The organism is Nibricoccus aquaticus (genome assembly GCF_002310495.1).
Classification (GTDB): Bacteria; Verrucomicrobiota; Verrucomicrobiia; order Opitutales; family Opitutaceae; genus Nibricoccus; species Nibricoccus aquaticus.
The window spans coordinates 4,604,904-4,628,396 of record NZ_CP023344.1 but is presented as its reverse complement, the minus strand read 5'-3'; the positions used below and the strand labels follow the sequence as shown (position 1 = coordinate 4,628,396).

The following is a 23,493-nucleotide window of genomic DNA, read 5'->3' as shown; positions in this document are numbered from 1 at the left end:
CAGAAAGCCAGAAAAATTCGGCGATGGGCTCGCTGACGGAAAGGGGTTCCATCTTACGCGTGAAGTCTATCGCCAGCATGCCCGTCTGACACTCCCGCGCACCATCCGCCCAACGGGATGGACAGGAGATCGTCGGCACAAAAACAAGCCTAGGCCAACGCCGGCATAGTGGACCCCAGGAAATAAAATCGGCGCTCCGGGAAGGGAGCGCCGAGAGGCGGGCGGAGGTGCGAGACGCTCGAGAGCGATCAACCGTGAGCGAAATCAGGGCACGGTATAGCCGCTGAAGGCGAATTCGTTGGGCCGGTTGCTCGGGGCTGGGCCAGTGCTGAACACCAGATAGCGGCCCGCGGGCGTGAGGGGCGCAGCACTGAAGTCAGCGTCTCGCACCCATTGCTGAGTGCCGACGTTGGCGAGACCTTGCGCCGTGGAGAAATTCAAGGGTGCAGCATTGATGCCGTCATTGACGTTGTCGTTGTCGTCATCCCACCAGACGGAAGCGAAGCCGGGGTGGTTGCCCGGACTGGAGGGACGGTAGCGCGTCCATGTGCCGGTAAGGCGCACGCTGGTGTAGGCGGGACCGAAATCGACATACCAGTGACGATTCGCATAGGCGGTGGTCGTGTTGGACTGCGGGGTGGGATCGTCGCCGGTGGGACGGGAGTTGACGGCATCCCACGTCGGTTGCGCGGTGAAGGCGGTCGAGGCGGGGCAGTAAGCACTGCCCGTCGCGGTGCCCCAAGCGAGGGGCGTGAGGATGTCGGTGACCGGGGTGTATTCGCGTTCGTAAGCGCCGATATCGAAGGCCGCGCTGAGGGGGCGGGGGGCGCCTTCAAAATCGTCCGTGACACCGGAGCTGGTGAGATTCGCGCCGGCGTCGACAGCCGCAGAGCTGCCCGTGAGCTGGTAGTCGGCGTTGGCGGCATCGACAAAACCGGCGGCGGCGACCGTGCTCACGTGGAGGTTGTTGTTCTGCGTGAGCGAGGCGGTCGGAGAGGAATTGACGACGTAGGTGCCGTTGACGGGCTGCGCGACGATGTTGTTGATGAACCGGGTCGGGACGGTGACGTTTGCACTGAGCCCCAGGCCGTTTCGGTCTGGCTGAATGATGGTGTTATTAAGGATGTCGAGGGTGGCGCCGATGAGGGGCGGGGCACTGGCGAGTTCGTTGACGTAGATGGCGTCTTCCTGGACCGTGGCGCCGTAAGCGCCCAAAATGAAGACGTTGTTATGGATGCTGGTGGGGCCGTACATGGCGATGTTGACCGAGGAACCGGAGTAGGCGTTGCCGGCCTGGATCCAGTTGTTAAAGATTTTCACGGTGGATTTGCCGCCAATACTGATGCCTTCGTTCTGCCAGGAATAACGCTCGGGGTAAGTGGTGCTATAGGTGTAGCTCGTGAGACCGTAGCCGAGGACCACGTTGTTGTAGATGAGCCCCCCAATGATGCAGGTGTTGAGCTGAATGGCGTCCCAGCCGGTGTTCACCAGCAGGTTGTCGTAGACAGACACATTGCTCATGTCGTGGTGGTTGGGATAGCTGGTCCAGCCGAGGTAGAGGCCCTCGCCGGTCGTATCGTGGATGTAATTACCGTGGATGCGGATGTTATCCATGATGTAGCCGGCGGGAAGTTTATCGAGGGTAGGCTCGCATTTGGCCTGGATCCCGGAGAAGCCGGTGTTGGCGATCTCAAGTCCGGTGACCTCGACATCCAGGGAGCAAACGTAAGCGGCCGGATCCGTGGCGTAGTTGTGGCCGATCTTCACGCCATTGTAGCCGCTCTTGGTGCTGGCGACCTTGATCCCGTAGTCATAATTGCCGGGCGAAGGGGTGCCGCGGAGAATCGCGTGCCGGACGCCCGCCAGATCGATGCCCTGGCCGTCAGGCGCGACGTTGGGAGTATTGGTGAGGATGAGCTGGCCGCCGGTGTTGGTGATGATGATGGGATTGGCGGTAGTGCCTTGGGTGAGGTTTTTCAGCCGGATCATTTTCCGGGTGTGGGCCTGGATATAGATCGTGTCCCCGGGCTGGAGGGTGTTGGTGATCGCATGGATTCCGGTGCCGATGGTGGACTGGGAAAAATCGATCACGCTGCCTCGATTATCCAACAGGCCCTGGGTGATGGTCATATTGGCGGCGCGGGTGCTTCCGGCCAACAAGGCAAAGCCGAGGGTAAGTTGCAGGCTCAAGCGGAAGGAAAAACGCTGAGCCGGACAGGCGGCAGCGGAAGAGAGCAATGAAGATTTCATGTTTGGGGCGTGGGGGTTCACCCTGAAGCAAAGCCGGTGCTCGGCGGGAGCACGAAGAGCGCGGCATTCATCCGCTTGAATCTGGGCAACGGCACAAAATCCAAGGCCTCTTCAACCGGTAAACACGTAACCGGTTTCGCGTTCATCGCGGGTTTCTCCGCGCTTGTTTCGCTGGAGACGAGTGCGGCCTAATGATCGGGACGAGCAACCGGATTTGGACGCCGCTGAAACTGAAACCCAGGCCAGCTGTGCTGACTCTTCCGTCCGGTTGAGGTCACGAAAAAGCGATGTATTCGTGAGGACTTAGGCCTCCGAGGGACGTTCCGGTTGCGTCTCTAAAGGTCTAGCGGACTGCGCGCACCCAGCCCCGGACGAACGGTGACGTGGGTGTAGATCTGGGTTGTTTCCACGTTGGCGTGTCCGAGGAGATCCTGAAGCGCACGTAAGTCTACTCCAGACTCGAGCATGTGAGTCGCGAATGAATGCCGAAGAACATGAGGTGTGACGCGCTTGTCGATGCCCGCTTTCTCCGCCGCCGTCTTAGTCACGCGCTGGAAAGTGCCGTCGAGCACATGATGCCGGCGGACGATTCCAGTCTGCCTGTCGCGGGAGAGTTCTCTCATCGGAAAAACCCACTGCCAAGGCCACTGGACACCGGCGTTGGGGTACTTACGTTCCACATTTAGCGGTAACCAGACTCCGGGTATGTTGCTTGCGCGGTCCTGCGCGAACAGGTCGCGAAGGCGTCCCAAGTGCGCATGGAGTGGGGAGACAAGTTTTTGGGAAAGAACGGTGGCGCGATCCTTGTCACCTTTGCCGCCCCGAACGAGCAACCGGCCTCTGGCCAGATCGAGGCTCTGTACGCGCAGCTCCAACAGTTCGGTGATCCGCAGTCCGCTCCCATATTGGAGTTCGGCCATTAAGCGATAGGTGCCGGGTAGCACGTCAAAGAGTCGGTTCAATTCTTCCCGGGAAAGAACGACCGGAATGCGAGGATGCTTCCGCTTGGCCCGGACAAAATCTCCGAGGGCACCCAGATCTTTTTTGAGTGCCTCTCTGAAGAAGAAGACCAAGGCGTTAAGAGCCTGTTTCTGTCCGCTGGAAGACATCTGCGACTGTACAGCTAGGTTGGTGAGATACCCGGACTCAGGCCGCCAGGGTGCGTACCAGTTCGTCGAGTTCAGATTGATCGGTTTCCAAGTAGCGGGCCGTCGTCATCGGTGAACGGTGCCCGACGATCCGCTGGGTTTTGATCAGATCGTGGCCGGTAGCTCTGTAGGCCCTGGCCACAAAGATCTTTCGTAAGCAGTGAGTGGATACTCTTCGCTCATCTATCCCGCAGTCCTTTGCTGTTCTAGTGAGCATTCGAAATGCTGACGAGCGGTTCATCGCGGTCCACCCTGACCGGTCTGTGAGAAAAAGCGCCGCTTCAGGCGAAGCTGTAGCAGCAAGCGATACCATGTACTCCGCTACTAATTCCTGAATCTTTGCAGACAATGGAACGCGGCGCGATCGTACCGACCGGCAATGTGCGCCGGATCCGCCTTTCAGATTTCGCCGTGCGACGAGCACTTCTTTGCGGGCTGCTTTGCCGTCCCACACCTGTGCGATGGTCAGCGACAGCAGCTCGGTGATGCGGTAGCCGGTGCCGCATCCAAGGACCAGCAGCAGTCGGTCACGCTGGCGTCCGGCTGCTCCGAGAAACTCCACCATGCGGGCATATTCTTCTTCCGAAAGAGGTCGTGCGCTCATGCCGGTGAGTTACCGGCGCGGTCCCTCCCGCTGCCCAATGGTGCGTCACCTAAACCGGCGTGGGGTTTTAAGCGGCCGAGAAGGAGTCTGCAACTGAAGCCGCTCTGCAATTCCCCGATGTATTTCGCTTACACGATCGGTCTCAGCCTGTGTGAGAAATGCATCAGCAGCAAAGGCGGGCCATCTGTCGATGGCTGCTTTCACTTGGGCATCGATCACATCGAACTCGTCGCCCAAAATCAGGAAATCGCCGGCAAGTTCCCTCATCTGGTTAAGGGCGGGGGTTCCGCCAAACGTTTGATGCAGCAGCCCATGGTACAGGCGTCCTTCCGAGTAATTTAATGTCAGATCGTAGGCCGGAGTGAGCTTCCACTCGCCCGTCCTGTCATCGAAAGCGAAGGAGTGATTTTTTCCATGATCGTCGGAATTCCCTGCCCGGGCATTGAAGATCATTCGCCGGACCGCTTCTGCCACCTCACGCCGGTCATTGGTCAGGCGCCTGGTGGCGTCGATGAGATTTGAATACGTCAGCGTGAACCGTTCCAGAAGTCCCGCCAGCGTGACCAGGTGCAATCGGTGATCGCCAGCTTCGGAGACGTCGAACCGCACCACGAAAAGGTGATTGCGAACGCGTTCCCCCTCTTCGTCAGAAAGTAGTTCCGCGGCGGTCGTCCGGATACCTGCAGCCCGTGCCATTGCCAAGTAGGCGTATTCGAGCCTCCCGTCAGTACTTGGACGCCCGGGCGTGTCTTCACTGTCGAGTTTCAAGATGCCCAGCCTAGCACCGGGATGCTGTGCTTTGAGATCCTTGGCGACATCGCCGCCACACAGCAGGGTTCGGTCAGGCAGCAGTGCCACGTTGGCTTTCGGAAAGGCGCCGCCTGCCGTGCCTGCTTTCAGCAAGTGTTCGAATGCCTCGGGCGGAGACTTCTTGAAAACTTCCTGGGCTTCACGAGCGAGATACAAAGGAGAAACGGACTCCCAATTGCTCGAACGATCTTCGGACGCTGGGGGCAAAAATTTCAGAGCGCCAATCCCACGGGTTCCGACCCACGCAAGTTTGTTGAGCGGCGTTATTTTAAGACCGTACTTCGCGAGATCGGCGGCCATGATTTTTTGGCCCCACTGATCGGGAATACTGTCGGCCAGAAAGCCCGGCAAAAAATCGAATTCCTTCTCGCGGACGCGATGGAAGGTTTCGGTGAAGGGTATTTGGATGGGTGAGAGATTAAAACCTGCCGACAGCCATTCGGGCAGGTACGCGAAACGTGGCTCTCCAGGGACAAGCACCTTTCCGACGGCAGAAAAGTTGTACCAGTGGACCCCGATCGAAGGGACGGACGTTGTTTTCATGAGCGATCAGGAACGTCGGGCCGTCGCCCGCACGCGCTTCGGTTTTTCCAACGTGGCGAGCGTTTCCTTTTCGGCTGGGACAACCGGCGGCACCAGTTCAGCGAGCCGGTCCAGGCAGTTTAGGACACTCAAAATTTTCAGAAGATTGATCAGTGTGATGTTTCCTACACCACGCTCGAAAGCCTTATACGCTGCGTACGAAACGCCGGCGCGCTGCGCCATTTCCAGTTGCGACCAATTGCGTCCAAGCCGCTGGGCTCTGATGCGGTCCAAGAGCTGGGCCGCTGCGGCTTTTTCTGAAAAAGAAGGGTAGGGTGCGCTCATTTTAAGGCTAATAAAGTGACCTTTAATGGCTGTAAATGACTTTAATTGCTATTTTGCAATCCGTATTGTGGGCGACGATAACTCGCCGCCAAAACCTCTTGCCGAGACATTTTCCCGTCCTGACGCACCGTTACGGGAATTTTGGTGCGTGCCTGTAAATGGCGGATCTTTACTCGACTAGCTTGTAACGGGAGCGCCAGCTGACGAAGCCGCTTGAGCGGCCGGGCACTGGAGAGCCTTACATGGGCCCTTTGGCATCCGAGCGTGCTAGCAGATTGATGTGGCTTTTGTAAAATGCGGGGTGTTTCCGGTTGGAGAATTGAGCAGCGGCGTTTGGGTGATGCTCGATAGTGCCGTCTGTGGGTGTTTCACAGTACGGGCTATAATCATTAGTAACCCAATTCAGTGATGCATACTTTTCCCCGTTGTTTTGGCCCTTTGAAGTGGAGAATGGCGGCAGGTCTTGTCGTTTGTCTCGGATCCGCGGAGTTTCTTGCCGGGCAAATGCTCTCGCCAGCCGCTCCGGAGGCTGTGTCGGAATCGTTCGCAACGTCCGAAGGTGCAATTCTGGCAGCGGCACTGTTGCACGAGGCGGATCAGCCATCGAAAGCCGCGTGGAAGCCGATGCTCCAGTATCTCGCGCAATTGCACGGACGAAGTGTTCGGCCCGCGGCAGGCTTTTTCAAATACCCGTATGAATCCATCGGGCCGGGCTACATGGGCGGCCGGGCGTTTGGACACTGGGATCTCACACAGGCGCGATTGGATACGGTGCGCGCGGCGCCGGAGCATGTGCGCAGGCAGACGCTCAACGAACTGGCCGGGCAGCAGGCGGATGGCTTGATCCCCGGCGTGGTGACGTTTGGCGTTTCAGGACATCCGGGCGCGGAAGTTCTGACCGGCACGGACGAACCCACGTTTAAAAACTTCAAAGGATTTCCGCCGTTCTGGGTGGTCGCGGTCGATGCGTATGTGGAACAGACTGGGGATGTCGCATTGCTCCGGCAGGCGCTGGACGCGGCGAGGAAACAAATCGGCTGGTTTGAGGCCAACCGGAGCGTGGCGGGAGGCGGGTTTTATTACCTGGATGTCGTGAAAGATATTTGGGAGAGCGGTGTCGATGAAGGCGTGCGGTTTCTCAATCGCCCCGCTTCGCCCGAGGCGTGCATCGACGCGACGGCGCATCTGTATCTGCTCTATGCGCGAACGGCGGACTGGAGCCGGCGTTTGGGTGAGCCGGATAAAGAATGGCAGGCCAAAGCGGATACGTTGCGCACGTTTATTCAGACGGAGCTGTGGGATCCCGAGACGGGCTTTTTTTATGATCGCTGGTCAGTTCGCGATCCGAAAAACCGGCATCTGTCTTTCGAAGGGATGTGGCCGGTGGTCACGGGCGCGGCCACTCCTGAGCAGGCGCGTCGTGTGATCGAGGAGCATCTGCTCAATCCAAAAGAGTTTTTTGCGCCGCATCCGATAACGACCGTGGCGATGTCCGATTCGAAATTTGAGCTGCGCATGTGGCGCGGACCGGTGTGGAACTGCATGGCTTATTGGGCGGCCCGAGGCTGCGCGCGTTATGACCATGCCGAGGGCGCGCGGAAAATCATGGAGAATGCATTGGATGCGACGGCGGCTGAGTTTTCGCGCAGCGGAACGTTGTGGGAATTTTATCATCCCATGATTGGCAGCCAGTCAGAGTTGAAGCGAAAACCTTCCGGGCGAAATGAACCCTGTCGCGATTATGTCGGCCACAATCCACTTTTCGCGATGGTGCAGCTATGGCGTGAAAGCGGCGGACGGTCGGAATGAAGACGGAGTTGCGGCGTCCTCTGGTTTTCTTCTCTGAAGGCTGGTTCGCCAGCCGGTTTTCGTCTCCTCACTTTTTAAAATGCGCATTGTCCCCCTCTTCCTTTTCTCGGCGCTGAGTCTCGTCGCGGCAGCGACAGATCGGCCGAATATCATTTTCATTCTAGCCGACGATCAAGGGTATGGGGAGCTTGGCTGCTATGGGCAGACGTTGATCCAGACGCCGAACATCGACCGGATGGCGGCGGAGGGAATCCGGTTCACCCAGTTTTATGCAGGCAGCCCGGTGTGCGCGCCTTCGCGCAGCGTGTTGATGACGGGCCAGCATACCGGTCACACGCGTGTGCGAGGAAATGCCGGCGGACGATCCCCGGAAGTTCAGATTCTTCAGGCTGAAGACGTGACTGTGGCCAGTGTTCTGAAAAAGGCGGGCTATGCCACCGGGATTATCGGCAAGTGGGGGCTGGGCTCCGCAACCGACGCGGGCGATCCGTTGAAGCACGGTTTCGACTACCATTTCGGATTTCTCAACCAGACACATGCCCACAACCACTATCCCGATTTTCTTTGGCGCAACAATCAGCGCGTCACTCTTCCCAATGTGATCACGCACGTGGGGGAGGCTGAAGGGACTGGCTATGCGACCAAGCCAGCCGTCTACGCGAACGATTTATTTTTCGAAGAAGCGCAGGCCTTCATCGCGAAAAATAAAGAGAACCCGTTCTTCCTCTATCTGGCGCTCACGCTTCCCCATGCGAACAACGAACGAACGGCGGAGCTGGGGGATGGAAACGAAGTACCGGACTATGGGTCTTATGCCGACCGGCCTTGGAAAGATTCCGTGAAGGGTCATGCGGCGATGATCACGCGGATGGATGGGAAGATCGGCGCGCTGCTCGAGCATCTGAAAAAACTCGGACTGGAGAAAAATACGCTGGTGATTTTTTCGAGTGACAACGGGGCTCACAACGAGGGCGGGCCTGACTACGATCCGGCATTTTTCGAGGCGAGCGGTCCCCTGACGGGACTCAAGCGCTCCTTGTTCGAGGGTGGTGTGCGCGTGCCTCTGGTGGCGCGCTGGCCGGAACGGATCAAAGCGGGAGGTGTTTCAGGCCATGTCGCGTACTTCGGGGATATGATGTCAACATTTGCCGAGCTGGCGGGAACAGTTTCACCGAAAAATACAGACAGCATCAGCATCGTGCCGGCTCTGCTTGGAAGCGAAAACCAAGCGAAGCATGACTATCTTTATTGGGAATTTCATGAGAATGGTGTGAGCCAGGCCGTGCTTCTCGATGGACTCTGGAAGGCGATCCGGCTGAGGACCTTGGAAGCGCCCATCGCGCTGTTCGATTTGCAGAACGATATCGGAGAGCGAACCGATTTATCCACAAAAAATCCTGCGATGGTGGCTCGCGCGACGGAAGCGATGCGCATTGCACACGTAGACAACGCGTTTTGGAAGCTGAGCGAAGACGGCTCGGGTAAAACGTCCGACTGACGACTGCGATCGGCGTCTGTTCAGTTAACCTTGGAAGCGGTGGGGCGCTGCGCCACCGACATCCGAACGCAGACTGAAAATAGAGCCGGCGAGCGATTCTTTTTCGAGCTGGTCGGAAGAAAGATCGGCGCGTGCGGTCGTGATGTAGAGCGTATCCAGTTTCGGGCCACCAAAGGAGCAGGAGGTGACTTGTGAGACGGGAAGCGGATGTTTTTCGAGCAGTGATCCGGTGCGGGGATCCCAGCGCGTGACGGCTCCGCCACCCCAGAGGGCGATCCACAGCATGCCGTCATTGTCGATCGTCATGCCATCCGGATAGCCCATACGTGGAGGAATCGAGATCACCGTGCGCCCTTCTCCGAGCCGGCCGGTTTCCACGTCATAGGGGAAGGCGGCAATGGAATGAGTGAGGGTATCGATGTAATAAAACAGGCGTCCGTTCACACTCCACGTCAGGCCGTTGGAAAGCGCGATACCACGGAGCAGCGTTTGAATTTTCCCGCCATCCTCGAAGGAGTAGAGCGATCCGGTGGCATTTTTTCCTGCGAGCGAAGTGGAGCCGGCGAGAAAACGTCCGGCGGGATCGCATTTCCCGTCATTGAAGCGAAGCTGCGCAGTGTCGTGGTCTGCGGGAGAAATCGGTTTTGCTAGGATTCCGGTCTGTGGATCGAAACGCGTGAAGCCATGATGGGTGGCGAGCAGCAGGTCGCTGCCCTGCGTGAGCGTGAGCGCACCGATTCTCGTGTGGAGTGGAAAGGTATCGTTCCGGCTAGTCCGGAGATCATAACGATTGATGGAGCCGCCGCCGATATCCACCCACCAGAGCTGCTGGCGATGCGAGTCCCAGACCGGGCCTTCGGCGAGGCCGGCTTTGCTTTCAAGGACGACGACAGGGATGTTTTTCATGAAGCGATGCGAGTGAACCCGCGGTGTTAAGCCGCCGGCCGGCAAAAGCTGTCAGGGGAAATCGGATGGCCTTCAACTATTTTGTTTGACGAAACAATAAGTTCACATTGTGAAACGTGTGACGGGGATGCGCTGCATCCTTCGCGGAGACCCAAATTCCACCGCATATGTCCACTGTCACTTCCGGAAAAGCCCCGCATGCCCCTCTGAAAACCGGCCTGTCCCGTCCGGGAGGGAATGTCTCTCCATTTTTCAGCCACACCTCCGGCATGGTTTCGCCGCAGGCTATTTCCAACGTGCGACACTTGGTTTTGCCGCCATCCGATCGGGCTCACTGGCGGGCTCCGGTGGGAAACAGTCTTCCGCTTCATTATCTGGCGTGGGGATCCCGGCAGTTCGGCACGGCGCCTATTGCCCAATCGTTTCACTCCGGCTGGACCTATGTCGTGGTGGAATCGGGATGTCCGACTCTGATCTTGAACGGCAGGAGTGAGAAAATTGTGTGTCCCGCGCTGCTGATTCTTGGCCCCGATTGCCCGTTCGGCTGGGGCGACAGCCGTGAGTGCATGAGCAAGTTGATGGTCTGGGTCTGGCAGCGTCCGTTGCATCCCGCGATCGCCAACCTGCGATCGGATGAGATGATTCATCATGAGTTGAGCGGATGCGAACTCAGTGAGTTCCGGCGCTTGCACGCACTCTCCCGGAATGAAGTTTACCGCGCGGATACACACGCCGAGGCGGCGCTGGGTGGTCTGCAGGCGTTGCTGGAAGCACGGATCGTGCGTGTGTGCGAGGGAAGGGAAGGCGACTCGCGCAAGGAGGCGATTGACCGGGCGCTTCATTGGATTGAGGAGCACGTGGCCACGCGCCAGCCGCTTTCCCGTCTCGCCGATTTCATGGGCGTCTCGCCAGCGACGATCCAGCGGCTCTTCCGCGAACGACTGGGCACGACCGTCATGAAAATGATCGCCGAAATCCGCCGGCGTGAAGCCGAGCGCATGTTGAGAGGGAAGGGAGTGACGATCAAGGAAGTCGCCTACCACCTCGGCTACCGTCATCCCCACGATTTCAGCCGGGCCTTCCGCAATCACACGGGGAAACTTCCCTCGCGTTGCGGCTTTTCCGAAAAATCCGCGTCCGGCATATCCGCGCCCACGTCACTCCGAAACGAGGCGGCATTACCGGCAAACCTTTGTGCCTGATGATCGACAGACGGCACTGCGAAATCGCTTTTTTCAGTTTACGCGGCGCCACCAAGGCGCGGGCGAAACGTCAGACGGGGCGAAACCCTTGCACCGATATAATCGTCAGATGCCTCTCGGTTCACGCGAGACACCTCACCTGAGGCGCTAAAATCCATTTTATGATAAAGACACTGTTCAAACCTTCCCTCCTGTTGTCTGCGTTGTTGTGTCTGGTGAGCACAGAAGTTCGCGCAGGCTTCGACTTTGGTCCCTATCCGGCGGGAGCGTCTCCGGAGGAAGTCGGAAAGCGGGTAACTCAGCGTTTCATTGGCAACGATTACCGCACCTTTGGAAAAACCGGCATCCTTCATTACGTCGAAACCTGCACCTGGTACGGCGCGCTGACGTTTGCCCAGCGTAGCAACAACATCGATCTGACTGCGCAACTGGTTGCGCGCTATCAGCCCCTTTTTGGTGAACGCGCAAAGGCGGTGCCGCCTCCGTTCAACGTCGACTACTCCATCTTCGGCGCGCTGCCGCTGGAGCTCTTCATCCAGACACGCGATGCGCGTTATCTGACGCCCGGACTTTATCAGGCGGATCAGCAATGGGGTCTGCACTCGGGCCAGGTCACGCTCAGCCCGGAGGCGCAAGAAGCGATCTCGAAAGGACTCAGCTGGCATACGCGTCTCTGGATCGACGACATGTACATGATCACCATGCTGCAGACGCAGGCGTATCGGGCGACCGGTGACCGCAAGTATCTCGATCGCGCGGCTGACGAAGCGGTTTATTATCTCGAGCGTCTTCAGCAGCCCAACGGGCTTTTTCATCACGCACCCGATGTGCCGTTTTTTTGGAGCCGCGGGAATGGCTGGTTCGCCGCCGGTATGTCTGAATTGCTCCTGAGATTGCCGCCGCAGCATCCGCAGCGCGCGTCCATTCTCGCGAGCTATCAGAAGATGATGGCCGCACTGCTGAAGTATCAGTCGGAGGATGGCATGTGGCGGCAATTGATCGACGGTCCTGACTCGTGGAAAGAATCGTCGGGCACGGGCATGTTCACCTTTGCGTTCATCACGGGGGTAAAGAATGGCTGGCTCGATGCGGAGACCTACGGACCGGCGGCTCGCAAGGGCTGGCTCGCGCTGGTGGGGCAGATCAATCCCGACGGTGCCGTGCGCGATGTGTGCGAAGGCACCAACAAGAAAAACGACCGGCAATACTACCTGGACCGACTTCGCATCGTCGGCGACCTGCACGGACAGGCACCGGTGCTATGGTGCGCGACCGCCCTGCTGCGTTGATCAGACCGTTTCGAATCGTCGTGTTTATGAACAAAGCTTTCGTGTTTTTTCTTCGTCTCACCGTCCTGAGCGTGTGCTGGCTCCAGCCCATGCTGGCTGCGCCGGTGTCATCGAACTCATGGCTTCGTGAGACGCCGGACTCATTCAGTTTCCACAACGAAGAGGCCGTGCTCGTACTGGAGCGACAGGCTCTGGGAATTCGTCTTCAGGATGCCGCGGGAAAGACTTATTTTAGCCAATCCGACCGTCCTGCCTTTTTGATCGACGGCAAATGGGTGTCCCTCGCAGGACTCCAGAGCGCGTCGCTCGACGGCGATAGTGTGCGGCTGCAGTTCAAGCTTTCCAGTGGAGCAGATGCACGCGGTGAGGTGCGTAAATTTGGAAAAAACGGATTCCGGATAATCCTGGCGCCAGAAAATCGCGGAGCGACGGCTGTGCGCGGTGGGAACATGCTGGGAACAGTGGAGGAAATTTACGGCTTCGGCGAAATGTGGAACGGCCGGGTGGCGCAACGCGGTCAGTCGTTCGACCTGTGGGATAAAGGCGGCACGCCGGATGAATGCGCCTACATGCCCTACTATGTATCGACGGCCAACTATGCCTTTTTCCTGAACTACGGTGGGAGCGTGCGCTTCGATGTCGGTCAGAAAAGCTCTGATCGCATTTCCTACGAGGCGCCGACGGGGGAGCTGGATATCACGCTGGTGCGTGGCGAGAGCATTGCTTCGACGGTGAAAAATTTTCTCTCGGTTATCGGGCTGCCAGCGCGTCCTCCGCGCTGGTCGTTCAAACCGTGGTTCTGGCTGATGTCAGATCCGGATCAACCGAGTGCGAATATCGACACGCTGCGGGGGCACCACTCGGTCGATATGGTGAAGAAACTTCATGCGATGAATATTCCCGTGGGCGTCACGTGGTTTGAGCCACCTTGGCAGGACGCACGTTCCTCGTTCATTCCGAATCCCGCATTCAGTCCCGATTTCAAAGCACTCAACAAGGAACTCGAAGACTTGGGCGTGCGTGCTCTCGCGTGGACGGTGCCGTACACGACGAAAAATTCACGCAACTGGCAGGAGGCCGTGGATCGTCGCTTAATGGTGCAGCGAAATGCGCCGGCTGAAACGGGCGACGTGAAAATTTCCACTTCGGGCGAGCTGGTCGGCCGCTACTACAACATGATCGATCTCTACAATCCGGAGGCCTTCGCGTGGTGGCAGGCGCAGATCGACCGCAGTCTCGAGACTGGCATTCGCGGTTTTAAACTCGATGCCGGTCAGGATCTCGAAGCCGACGCACTGCTGCATGGGGGCCGCATCGGTCGGGACGTGCATAATTCCTACGCGACGGAGTACAGCCGCGTTTTCTTCGAGTCGCTGACCAAGAAATACGGCGACGATTTTCTGATGATTCCCCGGGCCGCGTGGATGGGCTCCTCGGCTTACACCAATTTCAAGTGGCCGGGTGATCTCAGCGGAAGCTTCGCAAACAACGGACTGCCCTCATCCGTCTATTCAACGCTGTCGCTCGCGTTTTCAGGATTTCCCTTTGTCTCGACGGACATCGGCGGTTTCGAGGACCGGCCCGCGCCCGAACACGTCTGGCTGAGGTGGGCGCAGTTCGGCGCGATGCTGCCCGGCATGCAGACGCTGCACATGCCCTGGTGGTACTCCAAGGAAGCGTCCGATCATTTCCGTTATCTGTCATGGCTGCATACCGACTTGATCCCGTTATGGATGACGCTCGCGAACGAAGCCGCCGCGACGGGCGCGCCGGTCTGCCGGCCACTCGTGTGGAGCAATCAAAAGGACATCGATACCTGGCGTGTGGATGATCAGTTCACCGTCGGCACTTCGCTGCTCGTGGCGCCGATGCTCAACGCGAATCCCGAGCGCTCCATCTATCTGCCGGAAGGCCTGTGGTACGATTTCTGGGACGAAACGCAGACAACGCAGGGCCCTGCACGGGTGACCTGGTTCAAGGGGTGGAACGCTCGCACGAAATTCCCGCTCTACATCAAAGAGGGCGCGATCATCCCGATGGAAATCTCCAATGCCGAGAGCGGCTTCGGCTCCGCGGAGTCTGCGGGCTTTGTAACGCTTGCGATGTGGCCGATGGTTCGCGGATCCAGTGAGTTCGTCCTGCACGATACGGAGGCTCCGGTGCGAATCTCTGCTGCGTGGAACGCCAGCGATGAGCTGACCGTTTCCTGGTCGGCGACGAAGCGGAATCATCTTCTCCGCATGCATCTGAACACGAAGAAAGCTCCGGCCGGTGTCACCGCAGGCGGTCAATCGCTGAAGGCGCAGAGCTCGTTGCAGGCGTTTCGCGCAGGCGGCGAGGGATGGTTCTTCGACGCGCCCACGCAGAAATTGTGGGTGAAGAAACTAAACGACGGCCGTGAAGCGAGTGTGCGCATCGTGCTGAACTGAACTCCTCAAAATAAAACCTTAGTACTTCGATCCTCTTCAATCATGATCAAAACGATTTTTGCCCACCGATACCTACGGCGGCTTATCCCGGCGATTCTTCTCGCAGCCGCCACGGCTGCGCAGGCTGCGGGTACCGCCGGCCTGGAAATCGTCAAAGACGGAAAAGCCAATGCCGTCATCGTCACGCCCAAGCGTGCGAACAAGACCGTCACCTACGCAGCGCAGGAACTCGTTTATCACGTGCAGAAGGCGACCGGCGTAACGCTGCCAGTGCAGACGGAAGGTTCGGGGCAATCCACGGGCACGCGGATCTATCTGGGCGATACCGAGGCTGCGCGCGCGGCCGGTCTTGATGGACAGAAACTCGCTGCGGAGACGTTTGTTCTGCGCACGGCGTCGAATGCGCTTTATATCGTCGGCAAAGACGCCAACGAAAAGCCGCTCGATCAGGCCCAGCCGTTTGGAAGTTTCAACACCTCCGCCGGCACGCTGTTTGGTGTCTACGAGTGGATGGACCGCGACCTCGGTGTGCGCTGGCTCTGGCCCGGCGAGCTCGGCACTTATGTTCCGAAGACACGCACGGTTGTTGTCCAACCAGTCGATGAGACGATCTCGCCGCGCTTCTTCCAGCGCAACGTGCGCCCGGGCCTTGAATACAAATTTGGGCATTCTGCACTCGGATTCACTCCCAGAGCGGCGGAAGAATATGGACGCGAGCAGACCGTCTTTTTGCGCCGTTATCGCATGGGCCGGAATCAGCCGATGAGCTACCGGCACGCGTTCACCGACTGGTGGGAGAAGTATGGCAAGGATCACCCCGAGTGGTTCCAACTGGTCAACGGCAAGCGCGGCCCGATCAATCCCGGCGATCGCTACGCGATGTGCGTCTCCAATGTCGAACTGCAGAAGAAGATTGTGGAGCTCTGGAAAGAGCGTGGCGGCGATAAAAGCCAGGGGCTCCTGAGTTTCATCAACGCGGTCGAAAACGACTATCTCGGCTCCTGCGAATGCGAGCACTGCCGCGCCTGGGATGGTCCGCAGCCTCCCGATCGCGACAAATACTATGCGCCGAATTTCAAGGTGTACGGCACGCATTTCATGTCGGATCGCTACGCCCGGTTTGCTCTGGAGATCCAGAAACTCGCGGCGAAGGAAAATCCCAACGCAGCGGTGATTGGCTACGTTTACTTCAATTACTTCCAGGCACCGACCTCGGATATTAAACTCAATTCAAACGTGATCCTCGGATTCTGTCCTTCCGCTGGATGGTATCCACGCACGGACGATGAGCATCAGTGGTACAAGGATCAGTGGGATGGATGGAAAAAGACAGGCGCGCGGGTGTTTGTCCGTCATAACTACTTCCTGGATGGCTACAGCATGCCGTTCATCGTCGCGCATCAGTTCGCGGACGACTTCCAGTATCAGGCGAAGGGCGGGATGTTCGGCACTGATTTCGATTCGCTGACGGGCCAATGGTCCACGCAGGGCCCGACCCTTTATCTTCTGATGCGCCTGCACACGCATCCGGAGGCTCCCGTGGACAAGCTTCTGGCGGAGTACTACTCCGGGTTCGGTCCCGCGGCGGAACAGGTGAAGGCGTATTTCGACTTCTGGGAGAAATACACCATGGATAACCGGCAGCTCATCACCGACGTGTTCTACGACCGCGTCGCGATTCGCTGGCGCACCTGGGCCAAGGCAGCGCACCGCGTTTTCCCCGAGAACTGTTTTGCCGCCGGCGAGGAGTTGCTCGCGAAAGCGGAAGCGGCTGCGAAAAACGATCCGGAGTCGGCAGCGCGTGTGGCCTTTCTTCGCACAGGTCTGACCCATGCGAAGCTCTGCTCGAAGGTCGCGGCGTTGCTCACGCAGGCCGATCCCCAATCCACGCCTGAGCGTGGCAAGGCTGCGTTGGAAGAACTGCTGCGCTTCCGTCGCGCGCATGAACGCGAGTGGTTCTCGAACCTTTCGCACAGCGCGTGGGTGGAGGATATCAGCTGGAAACTCTCCAACGAGACCAAGCAGGAGCCTGAATATTATCCCTGAGTTCGTGATGAATCACTGCCGGACATCTGTGCTTCGTGGACGGTTGATGCCTGTATGGGCATTTGTACTGACCTGCTCGCTTGCGGCTGTCGCCAGACTGACCGCGCAAGTGGCCATCGTTGGCGAAGGGAAAGCGCTGGCGGTGGTCGTCACGGCGGACCGACCCACGGCGGTCGCCACTTATGCGGCCGAGGAACTGGTCTATCATATCAAGAAAGCCACAGGCATGACGCTGTCGGTGATCCGGGAAGGTGACGGTTCCTCGTCTTCGCAAACCCGCATTTATCTCGGCGCAACCAAGGCGGCGGCTGTCGCTGGGATAGACGTGCCGAAACTGGCTCCGGAGACTTTCGCGCTAAAGACGGTGGATAACGCCTTATTCATCGCCGGTGGCGATGGTGCGGGAGACCCGCTCGATGTCGGGACTTTCGCGGGCACTTTGCTGGGCGTTTATGAATGGCTGGAACGTGATCTGGGCGCTCGCTGGCTCTGGCCGGGTGATCTGGGGACCTATGTTCCGCAGTCGAAGAGTGTGGCTGCGAGGAAGGTCGACGCCGTCATTTCTCCAAAGTTTTTCCAACGAAATGTGCGCGGCGGACTCACGTTCAAAGCGACGAATTCGGAACTCGGTTTCACCGCGAATGCCGCGGAAGAGTATGCGCATGCGCAGACGGTTTATCTCCGCCGCTGTCGCATGGGAAAGAGCGTCCGCCTGAGCTACCGCCACGCTTTCACCGACTGGTGGGCGAAATATGGAGCGACGCATCCCGAGTGGTTTCAGCTGGTCAATGGCAAGCGAGGTCCGACGAAGCCGGGCGGGAGCTACTCCATGTGCGTGTCGAATCCTGAGTTTCAGAAGGAGGTCGTCCGCTTGTGGTGGGAGGCGCGGCAGAAGTCTGGTGCCACGGCTGGCGGTTCGTTTCTCAACGCGGTGGAGAACGGAATCATGGGGCTTTGCGAATGCGAAAATTGCCGTGCGCTGGACGGACCTGAGCCGGGAGATTTCCTGAAGCACTATTCGCCCAAATCGAAAATGATGGGCTCGCGCTATGTGACCGACCGGTATGTGCGCTTCTGGCTGGCGGTGCAGAAGGAGGCGGAGAAGTACGATCCGACGGTGACGGTCGTGGCGTACAATTACTTCAACTACTTTTACCGACCGTCACCCGGCTTGAAATTAAACGATCGCTTCCTGATCGGCTCTTATCCGTCCAGCGGCTGGTTCCCGCGGTCCACTGAGGAGCAGGTGTGGTTCAAGGATCAGTGGCGCGGATGGCAGGCCACCGGCGCGCGTCTCTTCTCCCGCGGTAATTACTGTCTGGACGGCTACAACATGCCGTTGATTTTCGCGCATCAGTTCGTCGACGAGTTTCACTCGCAATTGGAGAGCGGAATGGTCGCGACCGACTATGATGCATTGACCGGCCAATGGAGCACGCAGGGGCCGAACATCTATGTGTTGATGCGTCTCCACACCAAGCCCGAGGCGTCGGCCGACGATCTGCTGGCGGAGTATTACAGCGCGTTCGGTGCTGCTGCGCCGCTGGTCAAAAAATATTTCGATTACTGGGAGACCTACGCCCTGGAGAATCGCGAAAGAATCAACCAGGCGTTCATCGACCTGGATGCGTCACGCTGGCGTTCGTGGGCGATCGCCGCACACGTGGTATTTCCGCCCGAAACGTTCGAACACGCCGGGTCGATTCTTGCCGAAGCAGCGGCGGCTGTTCAAAGCGACGAAGAGGCAGGCGCGCGCGTTGGCTTCCTTAAAAACGGCCTGACTCACGCCCGTCTTAGTGCGCGTGCGGCTGCGTTGCTCACGGTCGCTGACCCGGGCGCGACGGTCGAGCGCGGGTATCAGGCCTTGCGGGATCTGATCACGTTCCGCCAGGCCCACGAGCGGGAGTGGCTCGGCAATTTCAATCACAGCGCCTGGATCGAAGAGGCCAGCTGGCGCCTTCCCGGCCAGACGAAGCCTCTGACTCAAACTGAAACCAACAAACTTTAACCGAATAGAAGAAAACTCATGAAACTACTCTCAGACATCACATCCTCGAAATCTTCAACAAAGCGAATCATCGGCACTGCCCTGGCTGTGCTCGCGCTTGGTGCGACCACCGGCTTTTCGGCCGCGGCCTCATCGGCAGACACGCTTCACGAACAGGCGCAGTCGGCACTGAAAAAAGCGGCGACGTTTTATCGTACCAAGGTCGCGCTGCATGGCGGCTACACGTACTATTACTCCGAGGATTTGAAAAATTATTGGGGTGAAGGCGTGGGCAATGCGGACCAGATCTGGGTCGAGCCGCCGGGTACACCGTCCGTCGGTCTCGCTTATCTGAAGGCGTATTCTGCGACGGGAGATAGCTATTACCTGGATGCCGCCCGGGAGACCGGCCTCGCACTGGTTCACGGCCAGTTGGAATCAGGCGGCTGGTCGCAGCGAATTGACTTCGATCCGAAGGGGAAATTCGCGGGCCGTTACCGCAACGGAAAAGGCGACAAGAAAGGCCCGAACAATTCGTCGCTCGACGACGATCAAACGCAGTCTTCGATCATCTTTCTGTGTCAGCTGGATCGTGCGCTTGAGTTCAAAGACGCGGCGATTCACGACGCATCCCTCTACGCACTGGATTCCCTGTTGAAGGCGCAGTTTCCCATTGGAGCCTTTCCTCAAGGCTGGAGTGAACCGGTTAGCGACTATCCTATTTTGAAGGCCTCGTTCCCCAAGGACTGGCCGCGCCTTTGGCCGCATGAACCTTACTACCGCTACTACACTTTGAACGATGGATTGGTCGGCACCGTTTCGGAAGCGCTTCTGGTCGCGATCGAGTGTTACAAAGATGAACGTTACAAGAAGGCGCTGTCCAAGCTGGGTGACTTCCTGATTCTCGCGCAGATGCCCGATCCGCAGCCGGCCTGGGCGCAGCAATATAATTTTGAGATGCAACCCACGTGGGCGCGCAAGTTCGAGCCACCGGCCATCGCCGGCCTCGAGTCGGAGGATGCGATTCGCACGTTGATGAAGATCTACCGCGTAACGGGAGATGAAAAATACCTCGAGCCGATCCCGCGCGCGCTGACTTATCTCAAGACCGGCGTGCTGCCGGACGGCCGCATGCCGCGCTATCGCGAACTGGAGACCAACCGCGCGCTCTACATGACCCGAAAGCCGGGCGTGAGCGGAAACTCCAACGCTCCTGGTTATTACGACTTCTCGTACAGTGACGCCAATCTGCCCGCGCACTACGGCTGGAAGCAGGAGACCTCGATCAAGGAACTGGCGGCTGAGTATGAGGTGTTGAAAAAAGACGGCGCCAAGCCTGCATCGCGCAAAGTCGCCCAGAGCTTCACCGAGACGGGCAAACTGGTTTCCGCTCAACCGAACGATTCTGGTGACAGTGCCCAGTCACGCGCTGCCTTGGAAAAACAGGTTCGCGAGATCGTTACGGCTCAGGATTCCGAAGGCCGCTGGGTGAATGTTTACGACGGGGAGCGTCTTGTCGGTCAGCCGAAGTTTGCGAAGGGATTCCGCTTCATCGGCAGCCACACGTTTAATCATCACATGGAAGTACTCGCGGCGTACCTGTCGGCTACGGAAAAAAAATAACCCGGAGCGCTCGGTTCATGACGTCTCGTTTTCACCGGTTGTTTCCACGGGCTCTGACCGTGGTTCTTTTGACGGGGCTGTGCGGTATCAGCGCAGCTTCGGCGACTCGGCCCAACATCGTCCTGATCGTATCCGACGACCACGGTACGGATGCACTGGGCTGCTATGGGAATCCGGTGATCAAAACGCCGAATCTCGACGCTCTCGCTGCAGATGGGACGCGCTTCACGGACGCTTTCTGCACGAGCGCGAGTTGCAGCCCGTCACGCGCGGTTATCCTGAGCGGCCGGCAGAATCATCGAAACGGGATGTACGGGCTGGAGCACGACGAGAGTCATTTCAGTTCGTTCGCCAATGTGAGAAGCCTGCCGGTGGTCCTCGCCGAGTCGGGCTATCGAACTGCACGCGTGGGGAAATTTCACGTGGCGCCGGACTCGGTCTATTCGTTTCAGACGGTCCTGTCGCAAGGTGCGGCGAACGATCCTGCGACCATCGGTCGCAGTCCGGTCGAAATGGCTGAACTCGCTCGCGGCGTCATCGAAAAGAAAGACGAGAAACCGTTTTTCCTCTATTACGCGACGGATGATCCGCATCGCGCGAATGCCGTGCTTCCCAATGGAAAGCCTACCTTTGAAACCTATCCGGAGCCCAATAGTTTTGGGAATCGGAAAGCGGGTTACACCGGAATCACGCCGGTCACTTATCGTCCGGATGAAGTCATTGTGCCGCCATTTTTGCCGGACACTCCTGTCGCACGCGCCGAGCTGGCGCAGTATTATCAGGCGGTTTCCCGGCTGGACCAGGGCGTCGGGCGGTTGATCGAGATCCTGAAAAAATCCGGTCAGTATGAAAACACGCTGATCATTTATATCTCCGACAACGGCGCGGCTTTCCCAAACGCGAAGACGACACTCTACGACTCCGGCATGAAACTGCCGTGCATCATCCGCAGTCCGGGCCGAGCTCGCGGCGGTGTTACACAGGATGCGATGATCACCTGGGCGGACATCATGCCCACGCTGCTCGATGTCGCCGGGATCAGTCTTAAAAATTACGAGATGGATGGGCGTTCGTTTCGGGCGGCGCTCGCCGGCGCGCGGGTGCAAGGATGGGACGAGATTTTTGCCTCACACACGTTTCACCAGATCACGATGTACTATCCGATGCGTGTCGTGAGGACACGCGACTACAAGTTGATCTACAATCTCGCGAGCGGCCTGACCTTTCCCTCGGCGAGAGACCTCATCCAGTCGCCCACGTGGATCAGTGTTGTTCGCGAGGGAGGGACGGTCATCGGCCGTCGCACGATCGAGCAATACCTGCATCGCCCGCAGTTTGAATTGTACGATCTGAAAAAGGATCCCGATGAGATCGTGAATCTCGCGGATGATCCTGCGTTGCAGACGGTGAAAGCCGGCTTGATCGAAAAACTGAAAGCGTTTCAGGCGGCGTCCAAGGATCCGTGGATCAGCAAGTGGAACTACGAATGAAAACAATCTTCCGTTCGCGATCGAAAACGTGGCTCGGCCTGTTGGCAGCCGCACTGGCTTTTTCAGGCAGCGGTTCACTCGCGAATGCTGCGGACATCCATATGGCCGACGGCGTCAAAGCCGCTGAGGTCACGCAGACTACGGCGATTCTTTGGACGCGACTGACGCGTGATCCCGAGCGAGTGATTCCGGGAATTCCGTTTCCGAAAATCAAACGCGAGCCGAGAGCAGCGGCTCCTGGCGACGCTTCCAAAACCGCTTACGAACTGAATGCCCTGATGGTCAGCGAGCCTGTTTCGCAGGAGGCGCAACTGCAGGGACACTCGCTTGAAGAGATGGAGGGAGCGGTGCCCGGAAAAGCGGGCTGGGTGCGCGTTGCTTACTGGCCTGCGGAGAGCACCGAAGCGGATGCACTGAAAACACCGATCAAACAGGTGGAGGCCGGGACTGACTTCACGCATCAAGTGGCCTTGCGCGATCTTCGACCCGACACGCGCTATCGGTACCGTTTTGAAGCAGGACAGCCGGGTAATGATACAGTCGCGGCCACAGCTTACGGTTCGTTCAAGACCGCGCCCGATGCAGCGGCTTCCGCCAAAGTCACCTTCACGGTCGCCAACTGCCAGGACTACGCGCGGCGCGACGACCCGGCAAACGGGCACAAGATCTATCCGCAGATGGGCGCATTGCACCCGGACTTTTTCATCCACACCGGAGATCTCGAATACTACGACAAGCCAAGTCCGCTCGCGACCACGGTGGCGCTGGCCCGTTTCAAGTGGAACCGCATCTTTGCGCTGCCCTTTCAGCGGGCTTTTCACCGCGAGATCTCCAACTACTTCATGAAGGACGACCACGACACGTTGAAGGACGATGCGTGGATGGGGCAGGTCTACGGTGAGCTGACGTGGGACCAGGGGCTGGCTCTGTTTCGCGAGCAAGTTCCCATCGGCGAGAAGCCGTACCGGACTATCCGTTGGGGGAAGCATGTGCAAATCTGGCTCGTGGAAGGCCGCGAGTTTCGCAGTCCAAACGACATGCCGGATGGACCGGAGAAATCCATCTGGGGCGCTGAGCAAAAGAAGTGGTTTTATGAGACGGTGAAAAATTCGGACGCCACTTTCCGTGTTTTGATCAGCCCCACGCCCATCGAAGGACCGGACAGGGACACGAAAGGCGACAACCACTCGAACAAGGCTTTTGCCCATGAGGGCGCCGAGCTGCGCCAGTTCATCGCGAGTCAGAAAAACATGGTCATCGTCTGCGGCGACCGTCACTGGCAGTACGCATCGGTCGATCCCGAAACCGGACTTCGTGAGTACTCTGCCGGCCCCAGTTCCGATGCGCACGCGAGTGGTTTCAGTGAGGCCGATCGTTCCGCGCCTCACCGGTTTCTTCGGATCAAGGGCGGCTTCCTCTCCGTCACGGTCGAGCCTTCGGCATCAGGCGCACGGGCGATCTTTCGCCATTATGATGTCGATGGGAAGATTCAGTATGAAGACGTGCTGACCGCACCGTGATGCCCGGAGCAAGCG

Annotated in this window: 16 protein-coding genes; 10 read left to right on the top strand and 6 right to left on the bottom strand. The window is 58.4% G+C overall.

Going from position 1 to position 23,493, the window contains the following annotated elements; all coding sequences use genetic code 11:
• Positions 1-264: 264 nt before the first annotated feature.
• From CMV30_RS18760 to CMV30_RS18740, 5 genes are all read right to left on the bottom strand, one after another.
• A complete protein-coding gene (locus CMV30_RS18760; protein WP_138223386.1) occupies positions 265-2,190 on the bottom strand; it encodes a choice-of-anchor Q domain-containing protein in 1,926 nt (641 codons plus the stop codon).
• A gap of 395 nt (positions 2,191-2,585) precedes the next feature.
• Positions 2,586-3,434 carry an integron integrase gene (locus CMV30_RS18755; protein WP_342755720.1) on the bottom strand — a complete coding sequence of 283 codons (849 nt, stop codon included), beginning with the start codon at positions 3,432-3,434 and terminating at the stop codon, positions 2,586-2,588.
• Positions 3,397-4,002: a tyrosine-type recombinase/integrase gene (locus tag CMV30_RS18750; protein WP_096057453.1), complete on the bottom strand. Its 606-nt coding sequence runs from the start codon at positions 4,000-4,002 to the stop codon at positions 3,397-3,399. The genes CMV30_RS18755 and CMV30_RS18750 overlap by 38 nt, the downstream gene beginning before the upstream one ends.
• Positions 4,003-4,047: 45 nt before the next feature.
• The gene (locus CMV30_RS18745; protein ID WP_096057452.1) at positions 4,048-5,355 is read right to left on the bottom strand and encodes a type II toxin-antitoxin system HipA family toxin; all 1,308 of its coding nucleotides are present in this window, start codon (positions 5,353-5,355) and stop codon (positions 4,048-4,050) included.
• 6 nt (positions 5,356-5,361) lie between these two features.
• A complete protein-coding gene (locus CMV30_RS18740; RefSeq protein WP_096057451.1) occupies positions 5,362-5,679 on the bottom strand; it encodes a helix-turn-helix domain-containing protein in 318 nt (105 codons plus the stop codon).
• Positions 5,680-6,087: 408 nt separating this feature from the next.
• On the opposite strand from CMV30_RS18740, the gene CMV30_RS18735 reads away from it, so the two are divergent.
• Both CMV30_RS18735 and CMV30_RS18730 read left to right on the top strand, forming a co-directional pair.
• Complete coding sequence (locus CMV30_RS18735) at positions 6,088-7,488, top strand: amylo-alpha-1,6-glucosidase (RefSeq protein ID WP_096057450.1); 1,401 nt, start codon at positions 6,088-6,090, stop codon at positions 7,486-7,488.
• Positions 7,489-7,567: 79 nt separating this feature from the next.
• Positions 7,568-8,986: an arylsulfatase gene (locus tag CMV30_RS18730; protein ID WP_096057449.1), complete on the top strand. Its 1,419-nt coding sequence runs from the start codon at positions 7,568-7,570 to the stop codon at positions 8,984-8,986.
• 24 nt (positions 8,987-9,010) lie between these two features.
• On the opposite strand, the gene CMV30_RS18725 is transcribed toward CMV30_RS18730, so the two are convergent.
• Positions 9,011-9,937 carry an SMP-30/gluconolactonase/LRE family protein gene (locus CMV30_RS18725; RefSeq protein WP_138223385.1) on the bottom strand — a complete coding sequence of 309 codons (927 nt, stop codon included), beginning with the start codon at positions 9,935-9,937 and terminating at the stop codon, positions 9,011-9,013.
• A gap of 122 nt (positions 9,938-10,059) precedes the next feature.
• On the opposite strand from CMV30_RS18725, the gene CMV30_RS18720 reads away from it, so the two are divergent.
• The 8 genes from CMV30_RS18720 (at position 10,060) to CMV30_RS18685 (ending at position 23,478) form a co-directional block, all read left to right on the top strand.
• The gene (locus tag CMV30_RS18720; protein WP_096057447.1) at positions 10,060-11,094 is read left to right on the top strand and encodes a helix-turn-helix domain-containing protein; all 1,035 of its coding nucleotides are present in this window, start codon (positions 10,060-10,062) and stop codon (positions 11,092-11,094) included.
• A gap of 161 nt (positions 11,095-11,255) precedes the next feature.
• The gene (locus tag CMV30_RS18715) at positions 11,256-12,383 is read left to right on the top strand and encodes a glycoside hydrolase family 88/105 protein (protein WP_096057446.1); all 1,128 of its coding nucleotides are present in this window, start codon (positions 11,256-11,258) and stop codon (positions 12,381-12,383) included.
• A 26-nt stretch (positions 12,384-12,409) separates the two neighbouring features.
• On the top strand, positions 12,410-14,812 hold the full coding sequence (locus tag CMV30_RS18710) for a glycoside hydrolase family 31 protein (RefSeq protein ID WP_175414970.1): 2,403 nt from the start codon (positions 12,410-12,412) through the stop codon (positions 14,810-14,812).
• A 42-nt stretch (positions 14,813-14,854) separates the two neighbouring features.
• Positions 14,855-16,858 (top strand): DUF4838 domain-containing protein, encoded by a 2,004-nt coding sequence (locus CMV30_RS18705; RefSeq protein ID WP_096057444.1) that lies wholly within the window; start codon positions 14,855-14,857, stop codon positions 16,856-16,858.
• Positions 16,859-16,904: 46 nt separating this feature from the next.
• Positions 16,905-18,866, top strand: coding sequence for a DUF4838 domain-containing protein (locus CMV30_RS18700; RefSeq protein WP_175414969.1), 1,962 nt, complete (start codon positions 16,905-16,907; stop codon positions 18,864-18,866).
• A gap of 18 nt (positions 18,867-18,884) precedes the next feature.
• The gene (locus CMV30_RS18695) at positions 18,885-20,468 is read left to right on the top strand and encodes a pectate lyase (RefSeq protein ID WP_096057442.1); all 1,584 of its coding nucleotides are present in this window, start codon (positions 18,885-18,887) and stop codon (positions 20,466-20,468) included.
• Between the two features lie 59 nt (positions 20,469-20,527).
• The gene (locus tag CMV30_RS18690; protein WP_217494428.1) at positions 20,528-21,958 is read left to right on the top strand and encodes a sulfatase family protein; all 1,431 of its coding nucleotides are present in this window, start codon (positions 20,528-20,530) and stop codon (positions 21,956-21,958) included.
• Entirely contained in the window at positions 21,955-23,478 is a 1,524-nt protein-coding gene (locus CMV30_RS18685) for an alkaline phosphatase D family protein (RefSeq protein ID WP_138223384.1), read from the top strand. The genes CMV30_RS18690 and CMV30_RS18685 overlap by 4 nt, the downstream gene beginning before the upstream one ends.
• Positions 23,479-23,493 lie beyond the last annotated feature (15 nt).